Raw genomic sequence first — 24428 nt, forward strand, 5'->3', positions numbered from 1 at the left:
CGGAACGATGCTTGCCTCCCAATGCGAAGCTTTTGATTCCATTCATAAAATAACACAAATTACCGTTTTTGAAATAATATTCGTTTTGTTTTATCATGTCCAAGGCAGGTAGTCGGCGAGGACTTCCAAGCGCCAAATTGAAAGGCCATCAATGATATGTCCAAAAAGAAAAAACTGTTAATCAATGCGGAACACCCCGAAGAATGCCGCGCCGTAATCATCGAAGATGGAACAATCCAAGAATACATAGTAGAACACTCCTCCCGGGAGCTCCTGAAAGGAAACGTCTATCTGGGCGTCATCACCCGGGTGGAACCCGCCATCGAGGCCTGCTTTGTTGATTTTGGTGGTAAAAAGTACGGCTTCCTCCCATTTAAGGATGTTCTGAGAGAATCGTACCTTCAGACAGGGGAAAGGAAATCAAAAACCAGGATCCAGGATGTGCTCATCCGTGGGCAGAAGCTCCTGGTGCAGGTAGTTAAGGAAAGCCGCGACGCCAAAGGGCCTTCCCTGACCAACGCGGTCACCATTCCGGGCCGGTTTCTGGTGCTTATGTGCTCCAAGGAAACCAGTGGAATCTCCCGGAAAATCGAGGATGAATCCGAGCGTAAGAAAATGAAGGAGGTGCTTTCGGATCTCCAGTTGCCGGAAGATATGGGCGTGATCCTGCGCACTGCCGGCATGGGGCGCACCAAGCTGGAATTACAGAAAGACCTTCAGATGCTCATGAAGATCTGGGAGGGAATTCAGGAAAAACTTCAAGACCCCGAAACCAAGGGTCCGTGCCTTCTCTACAAGGTGCCGGATATGGTGGTGCGCACCGTGCGCGACCATTTCACCAACGACACCTCTGAGATCATTGTGGACAACGCGGAATCCTACAAGGCGGTGAAGGAGTTCATGCGCCTGGTAATGCCGCGGATGCGCAATCGGATCAAGTATTCCCAGGAAACCAAACCCATTTTTTCCCAGTACAAGATCGAAGAGCAGATCGAAAACATTTACAAAAAACGTGTCGATCTGCCTTCGGGGGGATCGCTGGTATTCGATGTCGGAGAAGCCATGGTGGCGATCGACGTCAACTCCGGCAAAACCACAAGCTCCAGTGACCTGGAAGACACCGCCACACGCACGAATATGGAGGCGGCGGAAGAAATCGGGCGTCAGTTGCGCCTGCGCGATCTGGGTGGTTTGATCGTCATCGATTTCATCGACATGTTCTCGAAGAAGAACAAGAGCAACGTCGAAAAAGAAATCAAGAAAAGCTGTAAATCGGATAAGGCCCGTATCAATATTTCACGCATCTCGCGGTTCGGCCTGCTGGAAATGTCTCGTCAGCGCTTGTCCTCGCCGGTCAAGGAAGGGAACTTCGAGCAATGCGGTTTGTGTCAGGGCACCGGTTTCACACGTACTGAAAGTTCGTTGTCGTTGAGCGTCCTGCGCAAAGTTCGGGAAATTCTGGCCGATGGCAACGTAAAGGTTCTGGCCGTGGAGGTTTCCTCCGCAGTAGCCAGTTACCTTTTGAATCACAAGACAAAGTACCTGCAGGAGTTGCAGGACAAAACGCAATGCCTCATTCAGTTCACGGCGAAGGACCGCCTGGCGTATGAGAGCTTCTCTTATACCGTTCTGGAGCGCAAGCGCGAAGAAGAACGGCAAATGGAAAGTCGAGCTCGCGGTGTTGAGTTCCGGACTGCGGCACCGGAGACGGTCACCGGACGGACTGAAGTCAGAAAAGAACCCCGCCCGGACTCCCGTTCTGAGGACCGCGGAGACCGGGACCGACGTGGCCGGGGACGTCGGTCCTCCAGCCGGGGACGTTCCTCCCGTTCTGGAGATTCGCGCAGCGGTTCCCGCAATCGTTCCAACTGGACACCACGCGAAGAAGGGCAGGAGGCTGCCCCCGATACCATGGTGGACACACCTTTTCCGGGAAACGGTAAGGATGAGTCTCAAGACTCCGGTTTTGAAGCTCCACCGATTGTGACAGGCGATCCGGTTTTGCCGGTGGAGGAGGCATCTCCCGCCGTTGAAAATGAGGGCGTGGATACTTCTTCGAAGGCCGAAAGCCCGGGAGAGGACAAGCCCGCTTCCCGGGGAAGCCGGTCGGGTCGTTCCCGTGATGGGCGACGCAACCCGAATCGCAGGCGTGGAGGCAGCCGAACGCGCACACCCCGTAAAACGGTGGAAAAAACGGAAAGTGCGGAAAGTGAGGATGGTGGAGAGTCTTCTCCGCAACCGGTGGAAAATGTTTCCCGGTTGCATGAAGTGGTCCTCGACCCTCCATACAAGGCCGATGACCGGGGAGGGGACGAGCCAAAACCCATACGAGACGATCTGGCTTCCGGGCTTTAGCCCGGATTGCCGGATTCCGTCTTTCCAGCCGGTTGCGCACAACGGAACCCCGTGTTCCAGGTGCGCATGGTTGGGGGCGCCACATTTCTGTAAGGAACCATGGCGAACTGCTCCATGAATCCGTGTTCGCGCTTGTTGTAGGCACCGCCGCGAATCACCTTGAAGTTCTCCCCGAAGTTGGCATCTTTGTGCTGGGAATTGGGGTAGGGCTGGTACCAGCTGGCGGTCCATTCGGAAACATTTCCGTTCATATCCTGCACGCCGTAGATACTTGTATCGCTCTTCACACTGCCGACCGGCCGGGGTGTTTTTCCGAAATTGGCTTTGTTTTTGTCCAACTCATTTCCCCAGACGAATAACCGGCCATCCTCGCCACGTGCGGCCTTCTCCCATTCAAACTCCGTCGGCAGACGCTTGCCCAACCAAAGGCAATAGGCGTCTGCCTCGTACCAGCTGATACCGCGTACAGGATGATTGGCCCGTCCTTCCGCGTAGCGGGCGGAAGGTTTGAATGCCAGGAAGTCAGCGTAGGTGACTTCAAACCGGTCGATGTAAAACGCATCCAGATGCATTTTCTGCATGGGCTGGGCGTTGGCGCTGGATGTTCGGTCGGACATGAACGCGGGTATGTTGTCAGATACGGGCATTCCGAGTTGGAACTCGCCTGCCGGAATCAAGACCATCGATTCCTTTTCGGATGCGGAGGAGAGTTGGCACGCCGGAAGCAACGAGAACACTACCAGAACCAGCAGTAGGGTTGCCTGCTTCAATGGCTGACCTGGGCTGTTTGCGGTTGGTCGATGGGGTTGGTGGGGAAGATGTTTTCCCCTTTCGGAACGTAACGGTATTCCAGCGTCAGGCAGGCGGCCTCGTCGCGCGTGCACATCATGGATTTACAATCGGATTCCGGACGTTCGCAATAGTAATTGATGATCTTCATTTTCACGAACCCGTCCCCGGTATCGATCAGGAAGACATCCTTTTTGGATTCCACATTGTGTGTGCGGGTGCGGTAAATGTACCAGTCAACCAGTGCCTGGTTGACGATACTGCCTCCCCAGCCCCGGTCATCCTGCTTGAAATCGGTCCGGGCTGCCGGGACATCTTGCACCTGGTCAAATTCCACCTGACCCAGGTTTTTTACCTGAACCGGTCCTTGTGGATTGGTTACGCCCCCGTTGGTGACAATCTTGGTCCGCTGGAACGCCAGGTCCCAGTCCAGCTTCTGCAGGCGGTGGGTGTCTTTTTCCATGTCCTCCACGCGGTGGATTTTACCGGTTGAAAAGTCGAGCAGGGCCCACGTATCCCGCGATTGCGCGTCCACCTTGATCAGGGGGTTGTTGGTTTCGTACCGGTCCACCTTTTTGGGAGGGAGTGGTAAGTTTTCAAAATCCTCGATATTGGAGGACAGGTAATAAAACATCAGATTGAAAAAAACCGTGGCGCCCAGAAGGAGGAGGAAGGTTTTGGCTGTACTGTTCATAATGTCATTGTATCAAAGGGAGTGGGCTCTGTAAGTGGAAAACAGACTGGGAGTTTCGCCGATTTCTCCTTCAATTTCAATGGAGAAGGTCAAAATCGCCTTTTTTCCTTTTAACAGGATGGGTATAATGAGTTCTGTGGTTGCACTTGTCCGATTTTACAGGTTTGAGAATGGTTGAAGACAAACATTTTGCTTTCAAAAAGCATCAAATCGAAGCTTATCTGAAAAAGGAATATCAGAAGCATTTCGGACGGTCGGGGCGGATTTCCATCCGCAAGCGCCAGCGCTTCATGAACCGCATCACCCAGAAAGTCGCCCGGAAGTTCGGTAAGGACGTTCTTTGTCTGGTGGATTTCACCCGGCACGGATTCGTCACCCTGGTTTCGCCGTCCCACAGCGAATCCACGGACAAGGGCCGGCTCTACAAATCATTCACACACCCGCAGGTGGCGTACACCACTCACTGCATCGACCGGTTCAGCGAACGCACGGAGACCACGGATAATTGTATCATCACCCTGGACAATTATCTGGAGGAAGGCCTTCTGACATTCGGTCACCACGAGGGGTACCTTGTGTGTACCACCGGGGTTTTTGCTTATGAGATTGAGGACGGACGCCTCATCATCAAGACATTCATACATCTGGATATGCTTTCCGACACGCAGATCCGCGAATTTTACGGTCACGATGTGCTGGCCATGATGTCCACCGGCGAATACGTTGCCGATGACAGCATGGAAAGCGACATCATTCTGGCGGACGAATTGCCGCCGTCCACTCCCAAGAATTAAAACCCGTCCCGTTCCCTCCCGGGGAAGGGTGCATTTGTATGGTTCGGACCGGTCAAGCATGATTCAACTGTACAACGTTTACAAAACCTACGAAGGCAACACACCCGCCCTGTTCGACATTTCCATGATTATCAAGAAGGGCGCCTTTGTGTTTTTGAGCGGACCCAGTGGCGCCGGGAAGTCCACCCTTCTTAAAATACTTTTTCGGTGGGAGAAGCATGACCATGGGCAGGTACTGGTCAACGGCATGAACATCGGTAAATTCAAGGAAAGCATGCTTTACCTTCTGCGCCGGAATATCGGCGTGGTGTTTCAGGATTACAAACTGCTCCCTGGGAAAACCATTTTTGAGAACGTCGCGTTCGCGTTGGAAATCACCAGCAACCAGCCCCGGCGGTTGATTCGTTCCAAGGCATGGGAAGCACTCAAGAATGTCGGTCTGTCGCACCGTAAAGATGCCTACCCTCTGCAATTATCCGGTGGCGAGCAGCAACGTGTGGCCATTGCACGGGCCCTGGTTACGGAGCCAAAGATTCTTCTCGCTGATGAGCCAACCGGGAATCTCGACCCGGTTATCTCGCAGGAAATCCTCAATCTGTTTGAGGAGGCAAATCGGGCGGGAACGACCGTGGTGTTCGCCACCCACAACCAGGACATGCTGGCCAGCGGCAACCATTCGGTTATTACATTGAACCGGGGGCGCATTGTGGACACACGGGTACTCACGTGAGTTTTCTGATACGCAGTTTTCGAGCGGCACTTTCCAATATCAAATCCAACAAACAGACCTGCCTTGCATCGGTGGGATCCATCACCGTCGCCTTATCCATTTTCAGCCTGTTCATCTTCGTTTATGTGAATCTCAACTCCCTTCTCACCTCGTGGAGCAACCAGGTGCAATTGATCGTGTACCTGAAGGACAACATTGGGTCGGAGTCCAGAACGAAGCTGGAAAAATTCATTCGGGCAAGCTCGGACGTAAAATATTTTAAATACGTGTCCCGGGATGAGGCGTGGACGCATTTCAAGGAGATGTTTTCAGATCATTCCGAATTTTTAGGGCAGATGGACCTGAATCCATTGCCTGCGTCCTTCAACATTCAGTTCCATGCCCTGGATCGGCAGTTCTCGGCGATCAAATCATTTGCCGAACGGGTTCGTATTCAAGAGGGTGTGGAGTCCGTTGAATACGGAGAAAAATGGATCGGCCGGTTCGAGACGTTTATGATTTTCATGAAGGTGTTTTTATTTGCACTTGGGGCCCTGTTGAGCATCGGTGCCCTCCTGATCATATCCAACACCATCAAGCTTTCCATTTTTGCCCGCCGGGAAGAAATCGAACTCATGCTCTTGATCGGAGCGACACCGCGTTTCATAAAGTTTCCTTATCTGCTGGAAGGGGCCTTGCATGGGCTGTTGGGAGCCGCCCTGTCCCTGGCCCTGGTTAAGGGTCTGCAGATCTTTCTGACAATCAATTTTCAGGGCTCGCTGGAAGTCATAACCCGTGGAATGGAATTTCATTTTTTGTCACCGCAATTTGTGGGCAGCATTTTTGTGTGCAGTTTATTCCTGGGTTGGGTAGGCAGCTACCTTTCAGTAAACCAGTTCCTCAAAATGTTTCGAAGTCGATGAAGATAAAGTTTTCATATAAGCTGGCAGGAGTCTTTGTCTTGACCGTGTTTTTCGGCGGAATGGCCGTCCCTTCATACTCGAAAGAAAAAGCCTCCAGCCAGGTAGAGAATCTTCTGGAGCAGGAAAAGGGGGAACTGGAAGCCCTTCGAAAAAAAATTGAGAAACAGGATCGGGAGTTATCGAGAATAGGTAAAGAGGAAACCCGCATCCTGAAAACCCTTCGCCACCTTGAGGATCGTAAGAAGCTGCGCGAAAGGGAGTTGCAAATCTACCAATACAACATCCAGGTGAATGAGAGACGGGTTGGCGAGGCGAAGGAGGCCATTGCCAGGCACAAGAAACGTCTTGAACAATACAAGTTGGTTCTCAAGGACCGCCTTCGACAAATCTACAAAAACGGGGATATGTATCTGGTCAAGATTTTGTTTTCGTCGGAAACGTTCAACCAGCTCCTCACCCGGCTCAAATACATGGAGAATGTCATGGCTTACGACGCCGTGATCTTTCAGGATTACATGGAGCAAATGGAAAAACTCCAGGCCGAAACCGAAAAGCTTGAAAAAAGCCAGATCTCGTTGGTTCGATATGAAGAGGAGGCCCTGGAGAAAAAGCGGCAACTGGAAGAGGAAGCCGCTTACAAATCCCAATTCCTTAAAAACGTAAAAACCAAAAAAATCTACGCCCTGCAAACGCGCAAGGAGTTGATCAAAGCCTCGGAAGGATTGAACGAGCTGATCGGTCGGCTTGAGGAAAAACTGATTCTCAAACAGGGTCTGAGCCTGGAAGACATGAAGGGACGTCTTCAATACCCGGTACAGGGCAAAAAGCTGAACCGATTCGGAAAAAAGTGGGATGACCGGTTCGATACCTACATTGTTTACAACGGGGTCAACCTGGGTGTGAAAGCGGGGACCCGGGTAAAAGCTATTTTTTACGGGAAAGTTCTGTACACCGGCTTTTTGGAAGGTTACGGCAACCTTGTCATTCTGGGCCACGGCAACAACTACCATTCGCTGTACGGACACCTGGACTCCATCCAGGTCAAGAAAGGGCAAGTTGTGGAAGAGGGGAAAGTGATTGGCCTGTCCGGAAATACCGGCTCGCTGGTGGGGGACGCCCTGTACTTTGAATTGCGCCACAAAGGCAAGCCCATCAAGCCTTCTCCCTGGTTTCAAGTTGCCGGAAAGTAGAAATTTGGGGATGTTTATTGCAGGGGGAATTGGGTATAATCGAAGCAAAACAACTCTTTTATAGTGGAGAGGGACATTGAGTTTTTCATCTGGAAAATGGGCATCAAAATTAATGAAAGCGGGTGCTGTCCTCATGCTGGCCGGGACCCTGACCCTAAGCGGCGGGCTTGTTCCCGTAAATTCGACGTGGGCCGCGGAAACGGAAGTCAGTGAAGAACACTTTTCCAATCCAGGAAGTTACGACAAGCTGAAAGTGTTCTCCGAAATTTTGGCCCTTCTCGAATCCAATTACGTTGAGGCGGTGGATCCCCAACAACTGATTGAGGGTGCCATCCAGGGAATGCTGAAAACACTGGATCCGCACACATCCTATCTTCCACCGGATTCTTTCAAGCAAATGAAGGTTGAAACTTCGGGTAAATTCGGTGGCCTTGGTATCGAAATAACCGTGCGAAACGGCATTCTCACCGTTGTGTCCCCCATCGAAGGCACCCCTGCGGACAAGGCAGGCATCAAAGCTGGTGACAAGATCATCAGGATTGAAGACGAGCCGACCCTCGATCTCAGCCTGACCGACGCCGTCAACCTGCTTCGCGGCGAGCGCGGTTCCGATGTCAACATAACCATTTTCCGCAAGGGCATGGAAAAGCCGAAGGTAGTGACCATCACCCGGGACATCATCAAGGTCCAAAGTGTCAAAAAGCGGGTGTATTACGAAAACATCGGCTACATAAAAATCCGCAATTTCACCAAAACGACCAGTCAGGACCTGGACCGTTTCCTCAATGAGTTCGAGGAACGCCGGGTTCAGAAACTGATTCTCGACCTGCGGGGGAATCCGGGAGGACTGCTCAACCAGGCGGTGGAGGTTGCGGACCGGTTCCTCGACAAAGAAAATCTCATTGTGTACACACAGGGACGGAGCGACGACCAGAACATGCGCTTCACCACGCATGAGAACCGCAAACATTTCCAATACCCCATGATCATCCTCGTCAATGGGGGAAGTGCGAGTGCGTCTGAAATCGTTGCCGGTGCGTTGCAGGACATGGGGCGTGCCGTCATCCTGGGCACGCAGACGTTCGGCAAGGGTTCGGTCCAGACCATCATTCCCTTGAGCGACGGTTCCGCTCTTCGCCTCACCACGGCTCGCTATTATACCCCGAGCGGTAAGGTGATCCAGGAAAACGGGATCACCCCCGACATCATCATTGAGGAAGAGCCTCTGGAAAATGAGGAGTCAGGGGAAAAAACCGAAGCCGAAAAGGAAAAAGATGAAATCCGCAGGTTCCTTCGGGAAAAAGACCTCAAGCAGCACCTGAAGGGCAAGAAAAGCATTGAAGGCACCGAAAATGAACCGACCAAAGCCGAAAAAGAGGCTAAAGAAGAGCGGCTTGCGGCGTTGGAAGAATTGGAAGACGACATTCAGCTGCGGGAAGCGGTTTCCCTGCTTCAAGGGTGGTCGGTGATGAACAAAATCTTCAAGAGTGAAAATACCAACTGAGTTTTCTCTCTCGATCTTATTCACAAAAGCCGGATTCGGGTGCCCGTTTCCGGCTTTTGGTTTTTTTAATCCAAGTATGAAATCTTTTCCCGGTTTTCCATGTTGACCCTGGGTATTGAAACTTCCTGTGACGAAACAGCGGCGGCCGTACTGGAAGACGGCATTCACTTGCGGTCAAACGTCATAGCCAGCCAGCACGACATCCATTCGAAATATGGCGGGATCGTGCCGGAACTGGCCGGACGCAGCCACGTCGATAAAATTCATTTCATTATCCGGGAAGCGCTGGAACAGGCGGGCAAAAAACTGGATGACATCGACCTGTTTGCCGTCACTCAGGGGCCTGGGCTGGTCGGGTCGCTGTTGGTGGGTCTGAATGCCGCCAAGGGGCTGGCATTCGCCACGGGCAAGCCGCTCATTGGCGTCAACCATCTGGAAGGGCATCTTCTGGCCATTTTTCTTCAGGAGCCGGTCGAGTTTCCGTTTATCGGGTTGATCGTTTCCGGTGGCCACACGGACCTGTACCGGGTGAACGGGTTTGGTGATTACCGTGTGCTGGGAAGGAGCCGCGACGACGCCGCCGGGGAATCGTTCGACAAGGTGGCGAAGATGCTGGGCTGGGGATACCCGGGAGGTCCCATCGTCGAAAAACGGGCGAGGGAAGGCAATCCCAATGCTCACCATTTTCCCCGTGCGTGGCTGGAGAAGGGGTCGCTCGATTTCAGTTTCAGCGGACTCAAAACCGCTGTCAGGACGGCCATCGCCCGGCGCGGCGACAACGGCAAAGGGTTGAGCGATGCCGATATCGCCGCCGGGTTTCAATCAGCGGTGGTGGAGGTTCTGGTTGCAAAAGCCCTTTCCGCCTGCGAACAGGAACAATTGGACCGCGTTGTTCTTACCGGGGGGGTCGCTGCCAACGGAGCGCTTCGACATGCACTGCAGGAAGCCGCAAACCAGCGGGGGGTCCAGTGTTTCGTGCCGAAACCGATTCTCTGCACAGATAATGCGGCCATGATCGCCTGTGCCGGAACCTTCCGCTACCGCAACGCGCCTCCGCCTGCGAGTGAGTTGCTGGCCCTGGACGCCCACGCCAACTTTTCTGTCTGATTCACCATCCCCATGAACATACTCGTGACAGGTGGGAGCGGTTTTCTGGGAGGATACATTGCCCGTCGACTGCACGCCCTCGGCCACGCTGTTACCGCACTGGGACGCCGGGATGATCCGGACCTGCCAGAGGGTATCGATTTTCTCCAGGTTGACCTTGCCGACCGGAAAGCGATGGCCGACGCCTGCCGGGGACGGGATGCGGTGTTCCACAGCGGAGCGCTGACCGGAATCTGGGGCGACCGCGAGACCTTTTACCGGACTAATGTCGAAGGGACGGAGAACGTGATTGCCGCATGCCTGCAACACGGTGTGAGCAAACTGATCCACACCAGCTCCCCCAGTGTTGTGTACGATGGGATCGGCATTGAAAACGGCACGGAGGACCTGCCTTACGCCCGGCGCTACCTCTGCGACTACCCCAAGACCAAGGCCCTGGCAGAACAGCGGGTGTTGGAAGCCAATGGGCAACATGGATTGGCCACGGTCATCCTGCGACCGCACCTCATCTGGGGGCCCGGCGATCCCCACCTTGTGCCCCGCATTATCGAGCGTGCCCGTCAGGGAAAGCTGGTGCGGGTGGGTGAGGGAAAAAATAAAGTGGATATCATCTATATTGACAACGCGGTCGAAGGGCATATCAAGGCGCTTCAGGCGTTGTCGGTTGCGAAACCTGTGGGCGGGAGAGTTTATTTTTTAAGCGACGGTGAACCCGTGTTGTTGTGGGCCTGGATCAACGAACTGTTGCAGGCGGTGGGCGTGAAGCCCGTGACGCGGTCGATCTCCTATCGAAACGGCAAACGGCTGGGGGCGCTGCTGGAGTCGGTGCACCGCCTGTTCGGCTTGAAGTCGGAGCCGCGCATGACGCGTTTTCTGGCAAGCCAGCTTGCGACCTCGCATTGTTTCGATATAAGCCGCGCGCGGCGGGAGTTGAATTACGAGCCGGTGGTGAGTCCGGAAGAGGGGATGGAGCGGCTGGTTACTTCGTGGAAGGCGCGTCCATTACGTTGATGCGGTGGGCCAGGCATCCGGCGCCGAATCCATTGTCGATGTTCACGGCCCCGACACCGGTGGAGCAGCTGTTGAGCATGGTGAGGAGCGCCGCCACCCCACCGAAAGAGGCCCCGTAACCGACGCTGGTCGGCACACCGATCACCGGGCAGCTGACCAACCCACCAACGACGCTGGGCAGGGCCCCGTCCATACCCGCGACCACGACAATAACCCGTGCTTCCCGCAGCCGGTCCACCTTGTCCAGCAGGCGGTGAATCCCCGCCACGCCCACGTCCACCAGCTTGTCCACCTTGCTTCCAAGGAGTTCTGCTGTGGCGATGGCCTCTTCGGCAACGGGGATATCGGAGGTGCCGGCGGTGACCACGAGAATCTGTCCGACGGGCTTCGGTCTGGTGGATTTGTAAATCGTCAACACCCGTCCCTCGGGGTTGTATTTGGCTTTGGAAGGCAGATCCTTTTTCAGTTTCAGGTAGGATTCCCGCGCCAGGCGCGTCGCCAGAATGTCGCACCCGGCTTTCAGTTGCTTTTGAATGATTTTGGATATCTGCGGGGCGGTTTTGCCTTCGCAATAGATGACCTCCGCCATGCCGTTGCGTAATGGACGGTGATGGTCCACATGCGCGAATCCCAGGTCCTCGAAGGGCAGGGTGCGCAGTTGTTCCAGGGCGGCTTCGGGTTTTACTTTTTGAGCGAAGAGGTCCTTCAGCAGTTTTTCAATCTGGTGCGGGTTCATTACAATCCTTTAATTCCGGAAAATTCCGAGCCGATTTCAACGTTCATCAGGTCCAGAAGGGCGGACTGGGGTGATTTGCCACGGTGGAGAACCTGGTAGGTTTCCTCGATGATCGCCGCCTGGATGTTCAGGTTTTCTTTCAGCCTGTAAGCAGAAGTCACCGTATGCACTCCCTCGGCCACCATTTTCATGCTCCCCGTGATCTGGTCCAGTGATTCTCCCTTTGCCAGCTTCATCCCGACAGTCCGATTGCGGCTTAGATCCCCTGTGCAGGTGAGGACCAGATCGCCCATTCCGGAGAGTCCGGAAAAGGTCTCCAGGCGTGCCCCCAGGGCTGTGCCAATCCGGGTCATTTCAACCAGGCCCCGGTTGATGAGTGCGGCCCGGGTGTTGAAGCCCAGGCCCAGGCCATCGGAGATGCCGGTGGCGATGGCGATCACGTTTTTGAGCGCACCGCCCAGTTCCACTCCCAGCACGTCCGTGCTGGTGAATACTTTGAGAAAGGACGATTCGAACAACGCTTTGACCCGGGTTGCAATTTCTTCGTTTTCCGCTGCTGCGACAATGGCCGAGGGTGTTTTGCCTGCGATTTCCGCGGCGAAAGTGGGTCCGGACAGTGCCGCAAACGGCTGCGGCCTTCCCAGTGTTTCATTCACGATCTGATGAACGAATTGCAGGCTGTCGTTTTCGATACCCTTGCTGGCGCTGATAACCAGGCAATCCGGTTTGAGCAACGGAGCGAAACGACCCACAGTAGACCGGAGCACATGGGTCGGCACCACCAGAACGATTTCGTCCTTGTCCTTCACCACGTCCTCAAACCGGGTCGAGGGGTGGATGGAATCGGGAAGGGCGATTCCCGGCAGGAAGATTGTGTTTTCGCCTTTCTCTTTGATGGCAGCGCAAACTTCCGGCTCGAAGGCCCACAGGTCCACCCTTCGGCCCTGTTCAGCCAGGAGAAGGGACAATGCAGTGCCCCAGCTTCCGGCCCCGATCACTCCAATGCGTGAGGAATCTGTCATAACTGGTTTCGTACCTCGTATCAGGCTTCAGAAAATGTAAGTTTTCCCGGATGACAAGTTTCCGAATATAGCATTTTACCGCAAAATGATTGTGGAAATTGGGCTTGTGCGTAATTTTTCTTTGTGCTTAAATTGGGCCTCTGCAGTTTTCATTCACCCCGCCACCCTGTGGTTTGAACAAAATTTCCTATGGCCCAGCAACAAAAACTTACCAAAAAAGACCTGAAAGAACCTGATTCCCTGCAACGCTTCGGCGGCCGCATGATCACGTTTCTGGACGCGAACCGGGCCCTGGTGTTCGGATTAGCGGGCCTGGTGCTTGCTGTGCTTGTGGGTTCCTGGTTGTGGACCGAAAGTGAGCATAAAAAATGGCAGGAAATGGAGAAACTGTATTTTGAAATGGAAAAACTGCAGAAGCGTCAACAGGCCGAGCCGGATGAAAATGTTACAAGTCAAATGCAGGCTTTGCTGAAGGAGTTTTCCGAGGGCCCCCAAAAAATACGTGCTCAATTGTTGATGGCGGAAACATTTTACGAAAAGAGCGACTACGATTCGGCCATTCAGGAATATACCCTGGTGACGCAGGAGGCCAGGCGGGATTCCCTGAATTACGTGCTGGCCCAGAAAGGGCTTGCCTATGCCCATGAAGCTAAAAAAGATTTTCAGAAGGCCGTTGAAATTTACAAATCTATTATAGACAGCTCTTCAGACTTCCCGCTATTCTATATCTACATGGGTCTGGTCCGCTGTTACGAATCGTTGAATGACCCTCAGAATGCAATCTTGATGTTAAGAGAAATGAAGAACAAGTTTCCCAGCCATCCGGATCTGGAAAAGGTGGACCGGAAGTTGAGGCAACTCGAGTAACAGGTACTTTTCCACGGTTCAGGGTATGTTCCCACCGTTCCTATACAGATATTTGTTCCGCTTCCTTTCTTCCCTCCTTTTTTTGTTTTCATTGACCTGCCTCACAGGTCCCGATTCTGTCCTGGCAGTTCCCTTTATTGATAAAGAAACTGAAATCAGCATGGGGCAGAAAGCCGATCCCCAGGTGATTGCCCAGTACGGATTGTACCAGGACAAAGAACTGCAGCTGTACGTGAATCAGCTTGGCCAGAATCTGGTCAGCAATATGTCCAACCCGGAGTTCAGCCGTTACTTTTTCAAGGTCGTGGACAGTTCGCAAGTCAACGCCTTTGCCCTTCCCGGAGGGTATATCTATGTCACCCGCGGCCTACTTGCAATGGTCAACAGTGAAGCGGAACTTGTGGGCGTGTTGGGTCATGAAATCGCCCACGTTACCCAGCATCATGGGGCGAAACAGATAATCCGCCAGATCGGGGCTCAGATCCTGAGCATCGGGGGCGCCATTGCCAGTCCAAAGAATGCCGGGGAATGGTTGATGATCAGCACGCAGTTGTTCAACACGATCAACCTGGGCTATGGCCGCGATGCGGAATTGGAGTCCGATGCCCACGGTTTGATGATTGCGCAGAAGTCGGGATACGATCCCAATGCCATGGTTGAATTTTTAAGTAACCTGCGCCAACAGGAAATTCTGTCAGGCCAGGTGTACCACAGTTTTCAGGCGACTCATCCGGACACCAAGGAACGGATCATTCGTGCTGACACCCTGTCCGATTCGATCAACAAACGCCATGGCGGAACGCTTAAAAGAAACCGTGAGGGGTATCTTCAAAAAATCAAAGGAATGGAATACGGCGGCCGGGTTCACAAAAGCGATCGGCGCGATTATGATCAGGAATATATCGACATTTATAAGGTGAAGCCCGGCGATACCTTTCGCAGTATTGCCATTGACCAATTGGGAGACGAAAAAAAAGATTGGGATATTGCCATTTTGAACGGGCTCCGGTTAGAGTCCAAGCCCGTCCCCGGAGAATATTTAAAAATTGTCAGGAAGGGGAAGCCGAGGAAAGATAAAATTCTGCAACTCGACCCGGAAAAGTTTTGACCTTTTTATGGAAAGTAGTATTGTACTGGAAAAAAACTGCACCGTTCACCTGAAGGAAAAGGGTGAAGTCTGCAATCGCTTGAATAAAGGGACCCGTGTACGGGTTTTGCAAACCCGGGGAAACTGGCTGAAAATCACCTGGCGAAACGGAAAGAAAAAGGGATGGATCGAGGTTCCTCTCAATCTTTCCGATGACCGGGCCGCCCATGCTTAACTTTTCTTTCTGGAGTAATGTGGGGCTTTTATGGGTAGTCCAAATGTAGAAGACCTGGATGATGAAGAACTGCTGGTGTTGTATGAGAACACTAAGAAATTGCTGGATGCCCGTTCTCAGGAAGACAACTCCGGCAACAATAACAAAAAGCAGTTCCTGCAGAACAAGCTTCAAAACATTGAAGACGAACTAAGAGTGCGAAGCCTTCTGGACGGCGATTGAGCTTTCTTCCGAACTTCACGAAAAAAAACAGAAAACCCGGACCCCCTTGGGGGGCCCGGGTTTCTTTATTGCCCGAAAAACAGAAGGCGGGGCTGATTAGCTTGCCGCCGTTTTCTGGCTGCCGACATAGTTCAGGGCCGAACCGGCATAGAACCATTGAATCTCCCCTTCGTTCAGGGAATGGTTCACCTTGATTTTGTCGGTCGAACCGTCTTCATGGGTCAACACCAGGGTGACCGGCTGATACGGTTGCAGTTTGTCCAGACCTTCAATGGAAATGCTGTCCTTCTGCTGGATTTTGTTGTAATCATCCTTGTTGTCGAAGGTGAAGGGCAGGACACCCTGTTTTTTCAGATTGGCCTCAAAGATGCGGGCATAGGATTTGGCCACGATGGCGCGGCAACCCATGTGCCGCGGTTCCATGGCCGCATGCTCGCGGCTGGAGCCTTCGCCGATGTTTTCATCCGCGACCGCAATCCAGCCGATGCCTTTATCCTTGTACTGGCGGGCGATCTTGTTGAGCTCGTCCACTTCCCCCGTCAACACATTGTGGCCTTTACCGGTTTCCTCGTAGTACGCGTTTTCCGCACCGAGGAACAGGTTGTTGCTGATGTTGTCCAGATGACCGCGGAACTTCAGCCACGGCCCGGCCTGCGAGATGTGGTCGGTCGTGCATTTGCCCGCCGCCTTGAACAGCACTTTGAGATCATTGTAATCCGTAACCGGGTCGTGTTTCGGGAACGGTTCCAGGAATGCCAGACGCTCGCTCTTCGGATCGATGATGACTTCGCCTGAATTGGTCGGCGCCTGGTAACCGCTGTCCTTGGAGGCATAACCCTGTTCCGGATACACCTCACCCTGCGGCGGCTCGAATTTGAAATCCTTTCCGTCCGGGGTTTTCAGCGTATCGGTCATCGGGTTGAAGTCCAGCCGGCCGCCGAACGCCATGGCGACCACGATCTCCGGAGAGCCGATGAAGCTCAGCGTCTCGGCGTTGCCGTCATTCCGTTTTGCGAAGTTGCGGTTGTAAGAACTGATGATGCTGTTCTTGTCACCTTTCTGGATGTCATCCCGTTTCCACTGCCCGATGCACGGACCGCACGCGTTGGCCAGAACCGTGGCGCCGACATCTTCGAAATCCTTCATGATGCCGTCGCGGGTGATGGTCTGGAAAATGCGTTCGGAACCCGGGGTGACGAGGAAATTCGACTTCACCTTGAGGCCTGCCTTTTTGGCCTGACGCGCCAGGCTGACGGAACGGGTGAGGTCTTCGTAGCTGGAGTTGGTGCAGGAGCCGATCAGCGCCGCAGACAATTCCTTGGGATACCCGTTCTTTTCCGCATCCGCCCCCATCTGGGAAACCGTGCGGCCGAGATCGGGAGTGTGCGGGCCGACAATGTGCGGCTCCAGCTCCGACAGGTTGATTTCGTAAACCTCGTCGTAGTACTTTTCCGGATTCTTTTCGACGTCCGGATCGGAAACGAGCAACTCCCGGTACTTCTTGCACAGGTCCGCAATCCCATCGCGCTCGGTTTTGCGCATGTACACGTCCATGTTGTCGTCGTAGGCGAAGATGGAGGTGGTGGCGCCGAGTTCCGCGCCCATGTTGGTGACGGTACCTTTGCTGGTGGCGCTGAGGGAGCGGGCGCCTTCGCCAAAGTACTCGATGATTTTGTTGGTTCCGCCTTTTGCGGTCAGCATGGTGGCGACCTTCAGGATGATATCCTTGGAGGCGGTCCAGCCACTCAGCTTGCCGGTCAGCTTGATGCCCACGAATTTCGGCATGCGGGTCATGAAGCGCTGGCCGGTCATGACGTCCACCGCGTCCGCGCCGCCGACGCCGATGGCGATCATGCCCATGCCGCCCGCATTCGGGGTGTGGGAGTCGGTGCCGATCATCAACGTCCCGGGACAGGTGTAGTTTTCATACACGACCTGGTGGATGATGCCGGAGCCGGGCTTCCAGAAGCCCATGCCGTATTTCATGGCGGCGGAGCGGAGAAAATCGTACACCTCCCTGTTGGTGTCCTCAGCGGCCTTCAGGTCCTCAGCCGATCCGGTGTGCGCCTGAATCAGGTGATCACAGTGTACGGTCGTGGGAACCGCCACTTCCGGAATCTTGGCGGACATGAACTGAAGTATGGCCATCTGAGCCGTGGCGTCCTGCATGGCAACACGGTCAGCATCCAGGAAAATATCCGATTTGCCCCGCTCCAGCTTTGAAAAATCCGTTGCCGGGTCCATATGGGAATAGAGGATTTTCTCGACGATCGTGAGGTCACGCCCCAGATTTTTCCGTGCGGCGTCGAGAACCTTGCCCATGGATTCAAAGCGTTTTTCAATAGGTGCCGGATCCATTAACATTGAATAGCTCCTTAGTTTAAAAATACAGTTTATCGGTGTTATAGTAGGCCCCTCGCTATGGGTTGCCAGGTTTTGGCTCAGGGAGGGATTGCTGGAAACTCGTAGAGTCTCAAATTGGAACGGTAGATTTTGCCACGATTACAACAAAATTTCAACTCTCTTAAAGTCTGATTTTTCCCTGTTAACGCTGGAGTTGCGGGTTTCACCGGGGAAAACAGTCGGGAGTTTTCGAGGGGCACCATGACTTCCATTTTTGACACCCCACAATTCAACCAGAATTTGTTTTTTCCCCGGCCCGATCATGGGCCCGGTCCCGCCGAAGCGGAGGACCTGTTCATTCCGGTGGAGGGAGAAATCAAGGTTCACGTCCGCCGCCATCCCAACCCGGATGCCCGCTTCAGCCTGTTGTTTTTCCACGGTAATGGGGAGATCGCCGCCGACTACGATGCCCTGGCGCAGGCCTATCACCAGTTGGGTGCGGATTTCGTCGTTTGCGACTACAGGGGCTACGGCAAAAGCGACGGTTACCCCACCCTGCGGGGAGCGCTGGCGGACGCGCATGCTGTTTACAAGGCGTTGAAAGAGGGCGGGCATCTTTTGCCCGGGGTCTGCGTGATGGGCCGTTCGCTGGGAAGTGCTTCGGCGATCGAACTGTGTGCCTCCTACCCGGAGATCCAGGCCTGTGTTATTGAGAGCGGCTATGCCGATCCCATTCCCCTGGTGGAGCGCCGGGGGCTCAAAATCGACGCCACCACACCGGAAGAGGATGCGGTGTTCAACAACAGTAAAAAGATCGAGCGTGTCAAATGTCCGCTTCTCATCATGCACGGTGAGGACGATGTGCTGATCTACCCTCACGAGGCGAAATTGAACTACCAGCAGGCGGGGTCTGAGGACAAGGCTCTCCAGATATTGCCCGGAGTGGGGCACAACGACATCCTGATGGCGCCGGATTACGGCTACTTCCGGTGCCTTCTGCGATTTTTCGAACAGGTGGTTTGAGCCCGTCTTTGCCGGGTTTGTTGTACAATGTGAAGCATCACTGATGTTTGAAGGGGAACCATGACCGTCGCCAAAAAGTTTTACAACATTGAGGGAATCATCCGGAACGGCTTCAAGCTGAGCCGGGACATGTCCACTCTGGACTTTCACTTCACCAAACTGGGCGATGCCGGGGTGGCGGAATTGGCAAAGTCACGGTCGGTGCGCAATCTCAGGCGCCTCATTATTCCCAACCAGAAGCTTTCCTCGGAAAGCGCGCGGTATATTGCGGAGTCGGAAAACCTGAGCAATCTCCAGTATCTCAAGCTCTACAAGAACAAGCTGGGTGATGAAGGGTGCCGCCACATTTCGCAGTCGCGCAATATGGAGCAGTTGAAGTCCCTGCGGCTGGCCTGGAACGACATTGGACCCGAAGGGGTTCAGCATTTGTGCCGGTCCAGCAATCTGCAAAACCTCACCAGCCTGGTGCTCTCGGAAAACCCCATCGGCGACGAGGGCGCGAGGCACCTTGCCGCCTGCCAGAACCTTCCCAGCCTGGAAATGCTGGACCTGAAAAAGTCGGAGATCACCGACGACGGGGCGCTGGCTCTCGCCGAAAGCAAAAACTACATCAACCTCCAGCGGCTGGACCTGAGCGCCAACAAGCTCACCCAGAAAGGGAAGGACGCCATCAAGGTATTCCTGACCTTGAACATGATCCGCAAACGGTTGAGCGACGATGGCGAGACCCTGGACCTCAGCAAGCTCAACCTGGGCGACGTGGAAGCCAAGGTGGTCTCCGAGTTCGAAGGCCTCAAGGACCTGAAGAAGCTGTACCTGGAAATCAACCACATCACCCCTGTGGGCGCGGGGTACCTTGCGGGCTCCGAATATCTCAAAAACCTCACTTTCCTGTCACTCGATCACAACCACATCGACGATGCGGGGCTCGCGGCGATTGCGGCGTCGGAATACATGGCCAATCTGGAAGTCCTGATGATCGAGCACAACGGGATCACCAACGAGGGACTGAAAGCGATTGCTGACTCGGAACACATGGCGAACCTGGTGCGGCTCTACCTGGACGACAATCCGTTCAACGAGGAAGGTCTCGATTTTCTGCGCGAGTCGGAATACATGGACAATCTGGAATACCCCGTACTGGAAGCAGAGGAAGAAGAAGAGGAAGAGGAGGAGGAAGAGGAGGAAGAATTCGAGGATGTCGTCGCCGAGGAGGAGGACGACGAGGAAGAGGACCTCGACGAGGACGAAGAGTACACCACCTAGTTCCCTGGTATGGAGAGGCAGATGGACCTTGCCCGGCGGGCAACGATGGACTGAAGCCCCGGTTCAATGCCGGTTTGTTTTCAGGTATGCTCCCGCAGGCCCTTGCAGGGATGGAAACGCCATTGCCTGCCCCCCGTGGACCTTGTCCACTACCAGGAGGTCATCCACAGTTCTTTGGACGGCCGCATCTTGAAAATATTCCCGACCTTTTCCGCGAATTCCTGAGCCGTGAATGATTTGTTGTAATCGTTCGCCTCGTAACGGAAGGGGTTCCACGACAGCACCAGCCGTTCGATGAACATCTCGTCCAGGGGCACCTGCGTGATCTTGCGGATGAGCCCTGTTTCGGAATCGACCAGGATGGCGGCCATGGCAACATCGTCCTTTGCGTAAAGGGCCTCGCAGAATCCGGGAGCTTCCTTTTCGTTGTCACAGGGATTGCATGGCGCTTCCAGAATCCAGTCCTCACTGCCGATGGCAAAAATGGGGATGGCGGGGAACTCGCTTTCGGTGATGAGTTTGGCGCGCCACTTGCCGCTCCAGGCGGCGATCTGGTCCTCGGTCGGGTTGGGAATGGAGCCGATCAACAGCATGTCGCCGTTGGCGGAAATCGACAACCCCCCGCCGGTGCCCGCCACCTGCACAGGGCAGGGTTTGCCTTCTTCGAATCGAATGGTATCTTGCGTCATGGTTTTCCGTGGCTGAAAATAAAGGTTTCCGTTTCGGTTCCCAATTCTCCGCAATCCTTTCGCGGTCGTCAAGTTGAATCCACCCAGCAGGGAAAGACCTTGAGATAAGCCCGGCCTTCCGGTATGCTGACCCACTTCCGAATATAATCACTGTAACCCGGCACGTTTTAGAACCATGAAAACGACTCTCATTGGTCATGCCTGTTTGTGGATTGAGTCCAAAGACACCACCATGCTTTGCGATCCGTGCCTGTTCAGCATCCACTTTGAGGAGCTCAACCATTATTACCCGAAGGTGGAGATCGACCGCGAAAAGCTGAAGCGGCCGGACGTATTGTACCTGTCGCATCGTCATCAGGATCATTTCGACATCCGCACGCTGGCCTACCTGCCTAAGGATCTCAAGGTGTTTTGTCCGCAGGACCCCCTCATGCTTGAATGCCTGAAGGAACTGGGTTACAGCGATGTCACCGCAGTCGAAAGCTTTGAGTCGTATACTGTGAAGGGATTGACCCTCATTCCGACTCCTTCGCTCCTTGAGGACTACTATCCCGAGCACGGTGTGATTGTGCGGGATGGAGAGGTGAGCATCTGGAACCAGGTGGACACCATCGTCTCACCCAAAATCATCGAATACATTCACCGCATTTGCGGCCGGGTGGATTTGGCTCACCTTCGGTTTCAGCCGTTGCTCGAGCAGAATTTTGCTTTCCACAAGCCCTGTGTCCTGCCTTTCGAGGAGTACAGTTCGTTTTTGAAGGTAGCGAAGGCGCTGTCGCCGAAATTCGCCGTGCCCGGTTCTGCAGGGGAGCGGTTCTTTGATCGCTTCGACTTTCTGAATCACTTTGTGTTTCCCACCACACAGGAACAGTTTCTGGAGGACCTGCGTGAGTTCGCTCCGGAAATCCAGTCGAGCGTATTCAATCCGGGCGACATTGCGGAGATCACGAAAGAGGGGGTGACCCTCCACGAAAAGAAGTCCGAGACGGTAAAGTTTCAGGAGAACAACGACAGCATCACCGCCTTCAATCCATTGATGGAAGTGCCGCGCATCCGCACCATGACAACCGACCCGGCCCGTCAGGCGGAAGAGAAGCAGTGCGTTGAAAATTTTTTGCAGAAGGAATTCCTTGAGCGACTTCAGCAATTGGAAGTTGCCTCCGCTTGGGGGCACTGGAAAGTTGGCTACCGGCTGGAACTGTTCGGCGAGGACGACTCCGACGTGTGGAGCATCGATTTCAGCAAGCCGCCTGCCATCACCAGGGGATACCTGGGCAGAGTCAATGTATACGAGGGCATCTCCTATTCGGAACTGTACAGGCTGATAAAAGGCGAGACCAACTGGGATTTCGTCGGCGCATCGGGCCAGTACCGCACCTTTCACAATGTGTATCGTGTGGTGGGCGGCAATTTTGAATGCTTTCCGCAGGAAAAGAAATTCCCCCAGCCGCTCATGGAGGTGTTTCCCCCGGATAAGGCCATGGACCGGGAAAAATACCTGAAAGATGTGCGCCGCTGGAAGGGGCAGTTTGAGGGGAATTAGCAGGTATGCAATAATATTGACAGGGTGGGGTAAAAAAACTAAACTGCTTTCCTTCAAGGATTTATCGCGATTTCAAGGCGGTGTAGCTCAGCTGGTTAGAGCATACGGCTCATATCCGTAGCGTCCGGGGTTCAAGTCCCTGCACCGCCACCAGATACAAAAAAAGGCCCGGAGAAATATCTCCGGGCCTTTTTCATTTTTCCGACCAATACCTATCCTCTTCCCGCTGGAATTAAAATTCCATCCGGTTGTAGTACTGGTTGTCGCATGCCAGGGTGCAGGCCGTCCGTTCTTCCCCGCAGCGAAACTGTTTGCTTGGGTCGTCGCCCGCCGAGCTCATACAGGACTCAAATTTACTCTGGCATTTTTCCAGGCAGGGCGCAAGGCCTTGAAGGACCAGGTACTGCTCCCAGCTTTCATGGTGGGATCCCACGGTTTCGACTTTCAGGGTGTCATCGATGATTTGGTTCAAAGTGGCCTGCGTCACCGGAGAGTGTTGATCCTGGTCGGCCGTTATGCCCGGTCCCGCGAAAGCCAGGTTGAATGTTGCCAGAATGAATCCGAGAACGATGGCCATTGCGAAACGGTATTTCATTACGATCCTCCTTTTGGGCATGAGGTGTGAGGTTTCTAAAGTCTGATTGCTTCCAATGAAACGGCTGTATTGATAGTCAAGATGCTCCCTGGAATGCATTCCGGCCATTTTATTTCCCCTGTCTGGGTGGGAATCTCTGGGAAACTTAGGATTGACAGGAGGGGAGGGGAAAACTTAAAATGATAATAATTCTCATTATAAGCTATTGGAATTGAGGGACTTTTATGGACTCCACCGGAACCGGGGAAGAGATCATCTGTCAATGTTTTCAAGTCTCTGACCGGGTCATCAAGACGCACATCCGGGAGGAAAACCTGCAATCCATTGAGGAAATCACGGCCGCCTGCGGTGCCGGGGGTGGATGCCAGTCCTGCCACATGCTCCTCCAGCTGTTTCTCGACCAGCACCAGAAAAAGCTCCAGCCTGCCGAAAAATCCGACCCTCCGGCCAACGGACAGGTTCGAAAACGGGGAATTTTCAGTAAACTGTTTGCCAGATACTGATTCCAATTTGATTCCCTGACCGGTCTCTCTGTTTATGAAAACCCTTTACTTCGACTGTTATACCGGGATCAGCGGTGACATGATCCTGGGTGCACTGGTGGATCTGGGCGTGGACCTGAAGGTTTTGCGCGAAGGTCTGCAGACGCTGGGCCTCAAGGATTACGAAATCAAATCTCGAAGGGTGAAGCGGGGCCATCTGGCAGGCAGCAAGGTCGATGTGAAGGTGGGACACTCGCACCATCACCACCGTGGATTTGGGGAAATCCGCACCATCATAGAAAAATCCAAGCTTCCCGTTACGGTGAAAGAGAAAGCTGTGGCTGTGTTCGAGCGACTGGGCCGGGCCGAGGCGCGGGTGCACCGCATCGCCCTCGACAAGGTGCATTTTCACGAAGTGGGGGCGGTGGATTCGATCATCGATATCGTCGGCGGTGTGTTTGCCCTGCACCTGTTGGAAGTGGAGCAGGTCATGGCGTCCCCCATCAACACGGGCGAGGGTACGGTCGCCTGCGAACACGGCATTCTTCCCGTTCCAGCCCCCGCCACGCTGGAGTTGCTGAAAGGCATTCCCTGTTTTTCCAGCGGCGTGCCGATGGAGCTGACCACGCCCACCGGTGCGGCGATGATCGGTTTCTTCTCCGAAAAATTCCAGGGTATGCCGCTCATGACCATCTCGAAAGTAGGATATGGTGCCGGAACGCACCAGATCGACGGTCAGCCCAATTTGCTGCGCGCTGTCCTGGGAGAGACGGTGACGAAGTCCACCGACCGCGTGGTCTTGCTGGAGACCAACATCGACGACATGAATCCGGAGTTTTACGATCACGTCATGGATCGCCTGTTCGAGGCCGGGGCCCTGGATGTCTACTTCACGCCCATCTCGATGAAAAAAAACCGGCCGGCTGTGAAGTTGTCCGTTTTGTCACCACCGCGCAAGCGCGATGCGCTTTCCAGAATCCTCCTGGCGGAAACTTCGACTTACGGGGTGCGGTCGTGCGAGATGGAGCGGACGGTGCTCGAGCGAAAAGTGGAACCGGTCAAAACCCGGTTTGGATCGGTGAAGGTGAAGGTGGGCTGGCTGGATGGACTGCCGGTCCATATCTCGCCGGAGTATGAAGACTGCCGGCGAATCGCCAACAAAAAGAAAGTGCCGCTCAGGGAAGTGTACGAGGAAGCGCTCCGTAATGCCGAAGAGCAATTGAAAGGGTAGGCGGACCGTCT

At 54.0% G+C, this 24428-nt stretch carries 24 protein-coding genes and 1 tRNA gene; 18 read left to right on the forward strand and 7 right to left on the reverse strand.

What is annotated here, in order from left to right; translation table 11 throughout:
- Positions 1-156: 156 nt before the first annotated feature.
- Positions 157-2355: an Rne/Rng family ribonuclease gene (locus ACTRXA_RS01580; RefSeq protein ID WP_442425452.1), complete on the forward strand. Its 2199-nt coding sequence runs from the start codon at positions 157-159 to the stop codon at positions 2353-2355.
- On the opposite strand, the gene ACTRXA_RS01585 is transcribed toward ACTRXA_RS01580, so the two are convergent.
- Together ACTRXA_RS01585 and ACTRXA_RS01590 are read right to left on the reverse strand one after the other, a co-directional pair.
- Positions 2352-3038 (reverse strand): formylglycine-generating enzyme family protein, encoded by a 687-nt coding sequence (locus ACTRXA_RS01585; protein ID WP_442425453.1) that lies wholly within the window; start codon positions 3036-3038, stop codon positions 2352-2354. The genes ACTRXA_RS01580 and ACTRXA_RS01585 overlap by 4 nt on opposite strands.
- A gap of 83 nt (positions 3039-3121) precedes the next feature.
- Positions 3122-3838: an HmuY family protein gene (locus ACTRXA_RS01590; RefSeq protein ID WP_442425454.1), complete on the reverse strand. Its 717-nt coding sequence runs from the start codon at positions 3836-3838 to the stop codon at positions 3122-3124.
- A gap of 170 nt (positions 3839-4008) precedes the next feature.
- Between ACTRXA_RS01590 and ACTRXA_RS01595 the strand changes: the two genes are divergently transcribed.
- The 7 genes from ACTRXA_RS01595 to ACTRXA_RS01625 all read left to right on the forward strand — a co-directional run bounded on the left by ACTRXA_RS01595 (position 4009) and on the right by ACTRXA_RS01625 (position 11076).
- Positions 4009-4632: a hypothetical protein gene (locus ACTRXA_RS01595; protein ID WP_442425455.1), complete on the forward strand. Its 624-nt coding sequence runs from the start codon at positions 4009-4011 to the stop codon at positions 4630-4632.
- A gap of 58 nt (positions 4633-4690) precedes the next feature.
- Positions 4691-5362 carry a cell division ATP-binding protein FtsE gene (ftsE, locus tag ACTRXA_RS01600; protein WP_442425456.1) on the forward strand — a complete coding sequence of 224 codons (672 nt, stop codon included), beginning with the start codon at positions 4691-4693 and terminating at the stop codon, positions 5360-5362.
- Entirely contained in the window at positions 5359-6264 is a 906-nt protein-coding gene (gene ftsX / locus ACTRXA_RS01605) for a permease-like cell division protein FtsX (protein WP_442425457.1), read from the forward strand. The genes ftsE and ftsX overlap by 4 nt, the downstream gene beginning before the upstream one ends.
- Positions 6265-6308: 44 nt before the next feature.
- Positions 6309-7454: a murein hydrolase activator EnvC family protein gene (locus ACTRXA_RS01610; protein WP_442425855.1), complete on the forward strand. Its 1146-nt coding sequence runs from the start codon at positions 6309-6311 to the stop codon at positions 7452-7454.
- 112 nt (positions 7455-7566) lie between these two features.
- Positions 7567-8958: a S41 family peptidase gene (locus ACTRXA_RS01615; RefSeq protein ID WP_442425458.1), complete on the forward strand. Its 1392-nt coding sequence runs from the start codon at positions 7567-7569 to the stop codon at positions 8956-8958.
- Positions 8959-9057: 99 nt separating this feature from the next.
- Positions 9058-10065 carry a tRNA (adenosine(37)-N6)-threonylcarbamoyltransferase complex transferase subunit TsaD gene (gene tsaD, locus ACTRXA_RS01620; RefSeq protein WP_442425459.1) on the forward strand — a complete coding sequence of 336 codons (1008 nt, stop codon included), beginning with the start codon at positions 9058-9060 and terminating at the stop codon, positions 10063-10065.
- Positions 10066-10077: 12 nt separating this feature from the next.
- Entirely contained in the window at positions 10078-11076 is a 999-nt protein-coding gene (locus ACTRXA_RS01625; protein WP_442425460.1) for an NAD-dependent epimerase/dehydratase family protein, read from the forward strand.
- On the opposite strand, the gene larB is transcribed toward ACTRXA_RS01625, so the two are convergent.
- Positions 11045-11812, reverse strand: coding sequence for a nickel pincer cofactor biosynthesis protein LarB (gene larB / locus ACTRXA_RS01630; RefSeq protein ID WP_442425461.1), 768 nt, complete (start codon positions 11810-11812; stop codon positions 11045-11047). The two genes, ACTRXA_RS01625 and larB, sit on opposite strands and share 32 nt — an antisense overlap.
- Positions 11812-12834 (reverse strand): NAD(P)H-dependent glycerol-3-phosphate dehydrogenase, encoded by a 1023-nt coding sequence (locus tag ACTRXA_RS01635; protein WP_442425462.1) that lies wholly within the window; start codon positions 12832-12834, stop codon positions 11812-11814. The genes larB and ACTRXA_RS01635 overlap by 1 nt, the downstream gene beginning before the upstream one ends.
- Before the next feature lie 189 nt (positions 12835-13023).
- Here ACTRXA_RS01635 and ACTRXA_RS01640 point away from each other — a divergent pair, with 189 nt between their 5' ends.
- The 4 genes from ACTRXA_RS01640 to ACTRXA_RS01655 all read left to right on the forward strand — a co-directional run bounded on the left by ACTRXA_RS01640 (position 13024) and on the right by ACTRXA_RS01655 (position 15245).
- Entirely contained in the window at positions 13024-13701 is a 678-nt protein-coding gene (locus ACTRXA_RS01640; protein ID WP_442425463.1) for a tetratricopeptide repeat protein, read from the forward strand.
- Positions 13702-13861: 160 nt separating this feature from the next.
- Positions 13862-14809, forward strand: a complete 948-nt coding sequence (locus tag ACTRXA_RS01645; RefSeq protein ID WP_442425464.1) for a M48 family metalloprotease — start codon at positions 13862-13864, stop codon at positions 14807-14809.
- A gap of 7 nt (positions 14810-14816) precedes the next feature.
- The gene (locus ACTRXA_RS01650; protein ID WP_442425465.1) at positions 14817-15023 is read left to right on the forward strand and encodes an SH3 domain-containing protein; all 207 of its coding nucleotides are present in this window, start codon (positions 14817-14819) and stop codon (positions 15021-15023) included.
- 30 nt (positions 15024-15053) lie between these two features.
- Positions 15054-15245 carry a hypothetical protein gene (locus ACTRXA_RS01655; protein ID WP_442425466.1) on the forward strand — a complete coding sequence of 64 codons (192 nt, stop codon included), beginning with the start codon at positions 15054-15056 and terminating at the stop codon, positions 15243-15245.
- A gap of 96 nt (positions 15246-15341) precedes the next feature.
- On the opposite strand, the gene ACTRXA_RS01660 is transcribed toward ACTRXA_RS01655, so the two are convergent.
- Complete coding sequence (locus tag ACTRXA_RS01660) at positions 15342-17609, reverse strand: aconitate hydratase (RefSeq protein ID WP_442425467.1); 2268 nt, start codon at positions 17607-17609, stop codon at positions 15342-15344.
- A 240-nt stretch (positions 17610-17849) separates the two neighbouring features.
- On the opposite strand from ACTRXA_RS01660, the gene ACTRXA_RS01665 reads away from it, so the two are divergent.
- Together ACTRXA_RS01665 and ACTRXA_RS01670 are read left to right on the forward strand one after the other, a co-directional pair.
- A complete protein-coding gene (locus ACTRXA_RS01665; RefSeq protein WP_442425468.1) occupies positions 17850-18611 on the forward strand; it encodes an alpha/beta hydrolase in 762 nt (253 codons plus the stop codon).
- A 60-nt stretch (positions 18612-18671) separates the two neighbouring features.
- The gene (locus tag ACTRXA_RS01670; RefSeq protein ID WP_442425469.1) at positions 18672-19877 is read left to right on the forward strand and encodes a hypothetical protein; all 1206 of its coding nucleotides are present in this window, start codon (positions 18672-18674) and stop codon (positions 19875-19877) included.
- 149 nt (positions 19878-20026) lie between these two features.
- Here ACTRXA_RS01670 and ACTRXA_RS01675 read toward each other — a convergent pair whose 3' ends face one another.
- Positions 20027-20566: a hypothetical protein gene (locus ACTRXA_RS01675; protein ID WP_442425470.1), complete on the reverse strand. Its 540-nt coding sequence runs from the start codon at positions 20564-20566 to the stop codon at positions 20027-20029.
- A 175-nt stretch (positions 20567-20741) separates the two neighbouring features.
- Here ACTRXA_RS01675 and ACTRXA_RS01680 point away from each other — a divergent pair, with 175 nt between their 5' ends.
- Together ACTRXA_RS01680 and ACTRXA_RS01685 are read left to right on the forward strand one after the other, a co-directional pair.
- Complete coding sequence (locus ACTRXA_RS01680; RefSeq protein WP_442425471.1) at positions 20742-22109, forward strand: MBL fold metallo-hydrolase; 1368 nt, start codon at positions 20742-20744, stop codon at positions 22107-22109.
- A gap of 76 nt (positions 22110-22185) precedes the next feature.
- A tRNA-Met gene (locus ACTRXA_RS01685) sits at positions 22186-22262 on the forward strand.
- A gap of 79 nt (positions 22263-22341) precedes the next feature.
- Here ACTRXA_RS01685 and ACTRXA_RS01690 read toward each other — a convergent pair.
- Positions 22342-22704 (reverse strand): hypothetical protein, encoded by a 363-nt coding sequence (locus ACTRXA_RS01690; protein WP_442425472.1) that lies wholly within the window; start codon positions 22702-22704, stop codon positions 22342-22344.
- A 224-nt stretch (positions 22705-22928) separates the two neighbouring features.
- On the opposite strand from ACTRXA_RS01690, the gene ACTRXA_RS01695 reads away from it, so the two are divergent.
- Both ACTRXA_RS01695 and larC read left to right on the forward strand, forming a co-directional pair.
- A complete protein-coding gene (locus ACTRXA_RS01695; RefSeq protein WP_442425473.1) occupies positions 22929-23207 on the forward strand; it encodes a (2Fe-2S)-binding protein in 279 nt (92 codons plus the stop codon).
- A 34-nt stretch (positions 23208-23241) separates the two neighbouring features.
- On the forward strand, positions 23242-24417 hold the full coding sequence (gene larC / locus ACTRXA_RS01700; protein ID WP_442425474.1) for a nickel pincer cofactor biosynthesis protein LarC: 1176 nt from the start codon (positions 23242-23244) through the stop codon (positions 24415-24417).
- The last annotated feature ends 11 nt before the right edge of the window (positions 24418-24428 follow it).

The sequence above is a fragment of the Nitrospina sp. P1_D6 genome (assembly GCF_052156615.1).
Lineage (GTDB): Bacteria > Nitrospinota > Nitrospinia > Nitrospinales > Nitrospinaceae > Nitrospina.